Annotated in this window: 2 protein-coding genes; both read left to right on the forward strand. The window is 64.1% G+C overall.

Going from position 1 to position 6,740, the window contains the following annotated elements; all coding sequences use genetic code 11:
- On the forward strand, positions 1–278 hold a 278-nt coding region (locus ACYVDM_RS25865), incomplete at its 5' end, for a hypothetical protein (protein ID WP_460475494.1).
- 316 nt (positions 279–594) lie between these two features.
- The coding region (locus ACYVDM_RS25870; protein ID WP_460475495.1) for a beta strand repeat-containing protein at positions 595–6,740 on the forward strand (6,146 nt) is incomplete at its 3' end.

Below are 6,740 nucleotides of genomic sequence, written 5' to 3' on the forward strand. Positions count from 1 at the left end.
ACCTGGATGACAAGACCACGTTGCGGGCCTATGCGGCCTTCGGGCTGCGTTATACGCCGAACAACACGCATCGCATTGACGCCAGTTTTGCGAATGCGACGGCGGATAACGGCACGTTCACCGACCGGGTGCGTTCGCCGGAGCTGCTGGGCAAGGTGGATCTGGGCTTGCAGATGTTCCGCGCGGGCGGGTTGGAGATCAAGGCGGGCTATAGCGCTGACTTCAGTAGCTCGTTCCTGAGTCAGTCGGCGAACATCCGACTGGGCTATTACTTCTGAGAGGGCGGAAGAAGGGGGGCCTTGGGTAGCAGAGGTGTCAGGCACCTGACGGGTAGACCGTGGACGGCAAACTGGTGGACAAGCCGCTGCACGATCTGGCGGTTGCCTGGCTAGGGCAGGCGGGGTAAGAGTCCGGAATCGTCACAATCTAGCTTCTAAATTTTACAAATTGGATCTGTCTATATCTCAAAAATATCAATACATTAATCGCGTCATTCGCGCATGAGTCCCCGCGCTGATGTCGGTACTGCAATCGCGTGGCAGTTTCGCGCCTCTGGACTGAGGCATCTGAATTAGCGTCAAAGGGCTTTAAACCATGAATGAGCAACATTCGGTTGTCAGCGTCGGGCTGTGGGCGCACGAACCCGGTAAACCAGGGGATACCGTAGACAAACCGGGCGCACTAAGGCCCGTTCGGGCCAGCGTCATTGCCGGGCTGTTAGGGACTACGGTGTGGATGATGCTGCCCACGGCGGCGTTGGCGCAGTCTTGCGGTATGCAAAGCGGCGTCTATGTCTGCAATTATTCTGGCACGTCTACCGCCTACGACTCGCAGACCGGTTCCCCGGATGCGCTTCCTATGCAGGTGAACACATCGGGCGATGTGGTGATGTCGGTGCAGCCAGGACAGGGTAGCGGCTTGAACTTCGGCTCTTACGGCGCCGATGGATCCGGCGGCAATGTCTATGGCCTGCAATTCAACAATACCGGCTCCATCACATTGAATTATGGCTCGGGTTCGAACTTGAGCCCGTACGGCCTGCAGGCCGTGCTGGGCGGGGGTAGCGGCAACCCTGGCGGGTCCAGCAGCGTCTGGACTAGCTCGCAAATCTCGGGCGGAATTGCGGTAGCTAATTCGGGGTCAATCACGATCAACATGGGTAGCGGAACTACGCAGGGCGGGGGCATCCTGGCGAGGGAGTATGGTGGTGCCGGACAGGGTTCTGGGGCGGCCGGCGGGTCGACTTTTGCTTCGAGCATTACGAATACGGGGCAATTGAATTTAACCGCGACCGGAACAACCGGCTTCGCCGGAATGCAGGCTCTATCCCTCGGGGGATATAGCAACGGTAACGGCGGGGGCGGTAATGCCGGATCGGCGTCCGTCATCTCAAACGGGGCTGTAGCTGTAAATTGGACCTGGCAAAACGCTGCCAGCACCAGTTCGGGTGTCTATGGTGTCCAGGCGCTTTCGCAGGGCGCCGATGGCGTCAGCACGAACACGAGCAGCTCTTCCGGCGGTGGAGGTACCGGCGGCCAGGGGCGCAGCGCCAGTGTCACGCTGCACGAGTATGGCGATGTCGCTGTCACGGTGAGTGGAACGGCCCCGCAGAACAGCCCCGACGTACCCGCCGCCGTGGTCGCGGCGATGAGTCTGGGTGGCGACGGCGGGTCGGCCAGCCAAGGCAACGGCAACTCCGGTGCCTTCGGCGGTGGCGCCCAACAGGTGTCCATAAGCCACGCCGATGCCTACATCACCGCGACGGGCGACTACCTACCCGGCTTGGTGGCCTACGGTGCAGGTGGCGACGGTGGCAACGGAGGCACCCCGAACTCTGCTGGCGCTGGCGGGAACCCTTCGCAAAATGGTGGGTATGGCGGCAGTACGGAGGGAGCCAGCGTCTCTGTCTCCGCACAGAATCGCAACATGACAATTTACATTGGGTCCGATGGTCCTGGCCAGTCGCCTGCTATTGCCGGTATCCAAGTGGGGGGCGATGGGGGATACGGCGGCTTTAGTCAAGACACCGGATTTTCCACGTCACACGGCGGCGATGGCGGGTCTGGAGGTAACGCGGGAGCCGTGTCGATCAGCGTGACAGGCCAAAATTCGAATGTCGTCACTGTGATCACAGACTCGCCCAGTTCGCCTGGTGTCTATGCTTCCAGCGTAGGGGGCGCCGGAAACGATGCCGGTCAAGCATTAACATCGATCGGCGGCCAGGCGGAAGGAGGAGACGGAGGCACAGGCGGCGCGGGCGGAGACATTACCGTTACGGTATCTTCGGCCCAGATTACGACGAACCATTCCAATGCCCCAGGAATCGTCGCACGCTCGCAGGGGGGGACCGGTGGCGCGGGCGGGTACGCTAATGCAGGGACGGGCTCGGCCCAGGGCGGAGATGGGGGCAATGGAGGTAGCTCTGGTAACGTCCAGGTCTCCCTGGACAGCGCGTCCTCGATCACCACGACCTACGGTTCCGATGCCATGGGCATTCTGGCCCAAAGCATCAGCGCCGATGGTAATGACTCGGGCGGCACGAATTCGTGTTGCAGCGGAGGTCCCGGCACGACCGGAGTCGGTGGCAGTGTCGGCACCGTCACTGTCACGAACGCCGGCACCATCAGTACCGCTGGTTCGACGTCTCGAGGAATTCTTGCGCAGGCCATGGCGGGCAGCGGCGGCGCCGGGGGTTCTAGCTGGTCCATCTTTCATTCCAACGCCGGCACTGGCGGCGCGGCGGGTGCGTCTGGCGCTATCACTGTCACCAATAGTGGCGCTATCACTACCGCGGGCGACACCTCGCAAGGCGTGCTCTTGCAATCCATCGGCGGCCAGGGCGGCGCCGGCGGAAGCGCTTCCGGCATCATTGCCAACGTGGGCGGCGGCGGTGGCAATGCCAGCGCGGGTGGCGATATCAGTTTCACCAACTCGGGTTCGATTTCCACGTCCGGGTCCGGCGGCATCGGGGTATTAGCCCAGTCTATCGGCGGCAATGGAGGAGATGGCGGCGGCGCGGCGGGCATCACGGTAAACGTCGGCGGCACTGGCGGCAGCTCTTCGACCACAGGCGGCACGATAACGGGCAATTTCAACAGCGGCTCCAAGATCCATACTACCGGCGACAACGCGCATGGCGCCGTGTTCCAGTCGATCGGGGGCGGCGGCGGCAACGGTGGCGATGCCACGGGAACGGGCGTTCAAGTGACGGTGAACGTGGGGGGCAGTGGCGGTTCCGCTGGCGGCGGGGGCGCTGTCACTGTTCAGGCCAATAATGCCTTCATCAGCACGACGGGCATCAAGTCGGCCGGGCTGATCGCTCAGTCGGTCGGTGGTGGCGGCGGCACGGGCGGTAATGCCGTGGGTACGTCGCTGGGAGCGCTCTTCGATGTCTCGGTGTCGGTAGGGGGGCAGGGCGGCAGCGCCGCCAATGGCGGGGGGCAGGCCGAAGTGACTTTGGTCGGCGGATCGATCGCCACTGGACAGAGCAAGAGCCTGCAACATGGCTCCTCGGATGTGCCGCAGATCTGCGCAAGGTCTTCATCTTCGCTCCGAACCTGTAATGTGCAGCCCGTGGACGGGCATGGCGTCGTCGTCCAGAGCATTGGCGGCGGTGGCGGACAAGGCGGCAATTCGCTTGCGCACTCGATCGCGGATGCCGCGCCCGTGACGCCCGGCGGAACGCAGGCGGCCGTCAGCGCCGCCGTCAGCGTCGGGGGCAACGGTGGATCCGGTGGCGATGGCGGCAGGGCGCTCTTTGCCATGTCTAGCGGTGCGGACATCACGACCCTGGGTAACGGCGCCACGGGCGTGCTGGTGCAGAGTATCGGCGGAGGCGGCGGCGACGGTGGCGACTCATCAGCCATGGCCGCCGCGATGGGCTACACGTCCGGCGCGTCGCCCACTGGCAAGGTCTATGGCGTGGAGTTGACGTCCACGGTCGCGGGCACTGGCGGAGGCGCTGGAAGCGGCGGCCAGGTGGACGTGGTAATGGGCGGCACCATTAATTCTGATGGCGGTTATGTGCCCGACGACAGTGGTAGCAGCCCCACGTCGATCGTCACCTACGGTGATTACGCAGTGGGCGTCAAGGCCCAATCCATCGGCGGCGGTGGCGGCAATGCTGGGGTGGGATCGAGCAATACCCAGGACTTCGGCACCAAGACCACCAGCTCGCTGACTTTCAATGTGGGGCGCGCCGGCTCACCCGGGGGCGATGGAGGTCCAGTGGCCGTTTACCTATACCCGGGTAAGGGCATCCAGACTTTTGGGTCATCTGCGGCGGGTGTGATTGCGCAATCCATCGGCGGCGGAGGTGGTACGTCACAAGGCGGATCCTTCAGCCTGGCGCAATCCTTGGCAGGGGGGTCCCAGAAGCCCGGCGCCAATGTCAACCTGGGCAACCAGACAAGCGAGAAGGGGGGCACGGGTGGCACGGTATCGGTATCGGTGCAGGCGCCCATCGTCACGCGCGGCAATGACTCTACCGGGGTCCTTGCCCAGTCGATCGGCGGGGGCGGCGGGCTGGGTGGAACGTCGGGGTCGGATGGCTCCGGCGATAACCCCGTGGTGCAGGCCTTGCAAGGCCGGGAGTTCGTCAGCGACGTGGTCAATTGGTTGAATGATCCCACGTCGGGCGCTCAGGATGACACCACGCTGAATGTGTCGATAGGCGGAACCGGGGGCACGGGTGGGGCGGGAGGCGACGTCACAGTTTGGCTGGCGTCCGGTATTTCCACCCTGGGCAATCCCGTCAAGGACCAGGGCAATCAGCAGGCCAGCACAGGCGACTGGGCGCACGGCATCGTGGCGCAATCCATAGGAGGCGGAGGGGGGAAAGGTGGGACCGCATGGGCAACCGCCAATGGAGGCGACTGGGCGGAGGTCAACAGCTCATATAACTTTGCTGTGGGCGGCACCGGCGGCAGCGGCGGCGCCGGCGGTACCGTCACGGTCAATCTGCAGAACAACGGCGTTATCCAGACCGTCGGTTATGGCGCCACGGGTATTGTGGCGCAGAGCATTGGCGGCGGAGGCGGCATGGGCGCGGACGGATCCGACGCGCTCGGCGGTAATCTGTCTGTGGGTATGACGAAAGGACGCGACGGCGGCGCAGGCGGGGCCGGGGGATCCGTCGTCATCAATGAGTATGGCAACCTGGGCAGCACCATTCAGACGCAAGGCATATTCGCCGACGGCATCAACGCCCAGTCTGTCGGCGGTGGAGGCGGTATTGCTGGCGCGGGCTCCAGCGTGTGGGGTTCGTACGGCGTGCCGGGCGCGCATGCCAAGGCCGGCATGACTTTCACGGCGGGTGGCGGTACGTCGTCCAGCGGTGGGGGCGGCAGCGTGCAAATCAACCCGGACTTCGCCAACAACCCGCTTTTAGTGAACGTATCGGGTTACGGCGCCTATGGCGTGCTGGCCCAGAGTATCGGCGGAGGTGGCGGCAACATCATCGCCAACCAAGCGGGCTCGGGCACGCCGACGATTCAATTAGGGGGCGTGGGTAACGATGCGCAAGCGTCGGGCGGCGCGGTACAGGTCAATTTGACATCGCCGTCCGTGATCACCGCCAGCGGCATCGCGGGTATCGGCGTCGTGGCGCAATCCGTAGGCAGTGGGGGGGGCATCATTCGCATCAACGACGGCACCAACACCACGCCTGGGCTTACCACCGGCTATAACGCCACGTTCGCCAACCAGACCTCTCCTGGCCCGGCCGACGGCGGCAGCGTGACGGTGAGCTCGTATGCAACGATCAGCGCCAATGGGCCCGGGGGCATCGGCATTTTCGCGCAGAGTGTGGGCGGCGGCGGCGGCTTGATTTTGAATGGCTCCACGCTTTATGCCGGGGCGCCCCTGCAGCAAGGGATCATCTGCGGGGCCAGCGATTGCGGCAGCTCCACCAGCGGCAGCGACAACTTCACCGTGACGCTGCTGAGTAATTCCGTTTCCGCCACGGGCGAGAATGGCGTCGGGATCTTCGCCCAGGCCGCGGGATACGGCCTGATAGCCAGCGGCACGCCCAATGTGATCGTAGGCAGTGGAGATGACTCTAACGGCCACACCACGACGGTGACCGGGGGCACGGGCAACGGCGCTGCCATCTGGATTGATCGCCCCAACGGCCCGTCCGGACTTAGCCAGGCCTACATCAAGGCGCAACTGGATGGCGTCATCACGACTGCGGCGGGTTCCAGCGGCACGGCGGTCAAAGTAACCGGAGGCGGCAGCGTCACACTGACTAACCTGGGCAGCATCACGGGCACGCTCGCCCTCGGTCCCGAGAGTGTGCAGAGCGGTAGCGGAAGCTTCAACGCCGGCCCGGTGAACAGCAATGGCGGCTACGACAGCGACCGCGGTGTCATGCGCAACCAGGGCATCTGGACCGCCGGCAAGCTGGCGGTGGCGGACATCGTGAACGAAGGCAATATCCGCTACGACGATGCCACGATGGCTACGCGAGTGAATGGCCATTTCATTCAGACGGCGAAAGGCCGGCTCAGCCCGCTGATCGATTCGGTCAATGGCAAGGCCAGCTTGTTCCAGGTGGAAGGCAGCGCCAAGTTGGATGGGGCGATCGTGCCCACCGCGGTAACGTTGCTGCCGGGCGAGGTGCCGGTGCTGACTGCGGGCAGTCTGGACGGCATGCCCGATGCGCAGGATTCGCTGATCTACCGCTGGGATACCAAGCGCAGCGGCAATACGCTGTCGATCACACCGACGGCGGATTTCAC

The organism is Bordetella tumulicola (assembly GCF_054779135.1).